Source organism: Kitasatospora sp. NPDC007106 (assembly GCF_040634455.1).
GTDB classification, from domain to species: domain Bacteria; phylum Actinomycetota; class Actinomycetes; order Streptomycetales; family Streptomycetaceae; genus Kitasatospora; species Kitasatospora arboriphila.
Genome location: NZ_JBEYFP010001087.1, coordinates 1 through 1732, shown reverse-complemented (window position 1 = coordinate 1732; position 1732 = coordinate 1). Strand labels below are relative to the sequence as shown.

Annotated in this window: 1 protein-coding gene and 1 pseudogene; both read left to right on the top strand. The window is 70.4% G+C overall.

The window, feature by feature from the left end; translation table 11 throughout:
• Positions 1-527 precede the first annotated feature (527 nt).
• A pseudogene (locus ABZ641_RS36030) lies at positions 528-971 on the top strand (restriction endonuclease); the annotation flags it as partial.
• A 17-nt stretch (positions 972-988) separates the two neighbouring features.
• Positions 989-1243, top strand: coding sequence for a hypothetical protein (locus tag ABZ641_RS36025; protein WP_359988678.1), 255 nt, complete (start codon positions 989-991; stop codon positions 1241-1243).
• Positions 1244-1732: the final 489 nt, after the last annotated feature.

Genomic DNA, 1732 nt, shown 5'->3' with positions numbered 1-1732 from the left:
ACGGTGGCCAACTCACTGCCGGTGACCGTGCGGCATGCCTCGGCGACGAGGTTGGAATCGGGCCGAGCGCCGAACGCCCGCGAGAGAGCCGATTCCCCGGTGAAATCGAAGTCGAAGACGGACCGGGCGATGTCCAGGCTCCAATCGAGGGCGAGACAGATCTGCAGCAGGGCCGGCCGGCTGCCGTCGTCGCCCGGCCCCCACGTTTGCCTCAGTGAATCGGGGTCATCGAGCGTTCCCCACAGCCATTGATCGTCGACTGCACTGTTGATGTAGTACAGGGCGTACGTGGCTTCGGGGTCGAGGCTGTCCGCTGGCCTACCGAGCAGCACGGAGAACGCCGCCGTCAGATCCTGCTCCCAAAGATCGGTCATCTCGAGGATCCTAGTCGAGCAGCGCTCAAGCCCGAACACCCCGCGGATCCCACACATGATCCTCTCCGGGAGCAAGATCGAAAGGGATCGTCGAGGCCGGGCCGGGTCCGGAGTGGTTCCTGGAGACGGGCCGCAGCCAAGACCCGCACCGCGCGCCTGGCGACACTGCGCCTCGTCCTGCCCGGCATTGACGCACTCGGCGACCGGGAGTTCGAGTTCGCACTCCGTGAGCTGCTCGTCCGCGACGGCTGGACCGCCCGCCAGGTCGGCCGGCCGGGCGACCAGGCCGCGGATGTGATCGGCCAGCACCCGCTCCTGGGCCGCATCGTCATCCAGGCCAAGCACACCACCACCGCCAGGAGAGTCGCCTCGCACGTGATGTACCAGGTCAAGGGCACCGCAGTCGTGGTCACCAACGGCACGTTCACCCGCGACGCCAGGGACTGGGGCGACAAGCACCACATCCACTGGGTCGACCGCGATCGGCTGCGCACATGGGCCGAGCACAGCGTGGCCCTGAACGACCTGCTGCGGCTGCCTGCCCGGCCCACCGGGCGACGAGCCAGACACCCCGGCACCCGCCAAGTATCCGAGTGACAACGAGGGGCTGCACCGTGCGCGGCGGCGGCACCGTCGATCCGCTGCTGAAGCTCCCGGCCGGCTGCATCCTCGCCGTGGCCGCAGCCAAGATCGCCTGGCACTGGCTCGGCGTGGACGTGCGGGGCTGGATCTGCGACCACCCGTGGTGGACGGAACTCATCGCCGGCCCCGCCCTGATACTCCTGCTGGTCCTGTCCGCGGGCGGTGCCCCAGGTGCCTACCGCGATGGCCCGCCGGTCTTCGACGACGGGGACGGCCGACCCTGCTGACCTACCGGATGCGCCAGTTGGAGGACATGACGCCCACCGGCTTCGAGCAGGCCTGCGCCGAACTGCTCGCCGGGGGCGGCTTCCTGCACGTCCGCGGGGTCGGCGGGGCCGGCGACCTGGGGAGCCGACGCCACTGCCTAGGACCGCGAGGGTCGCAAACTCGTCCTGCAGTGCAAGCAGTACCAGCGCCCAGTGCCGCCACCTTCCGCAGGCCAGGGCCTCGGGGTCGGGCCACGCCGAGTTGTTCGCGGCGGGTAAGACTGACGCGCCTGTCCGCGGGCGATCCGGAGTTCTTCCCGGCCGGACCGGGCGGATCGGTGCGTGTCAGCTCGGGGTGTCCGTGGTCGGGGACAGGGCCGCTGTGGTGCGGCTCAGGTGCCGGACCAGCGCGTCGGTGGCAGCGATCGGGTCGCGGGCGAGGGCGGCCCGCTCCAGCTCACCGTGTTCGTCAGGTGCCGAGCGGTCGGGGGTGTGGTGGCCCGCCGTCTG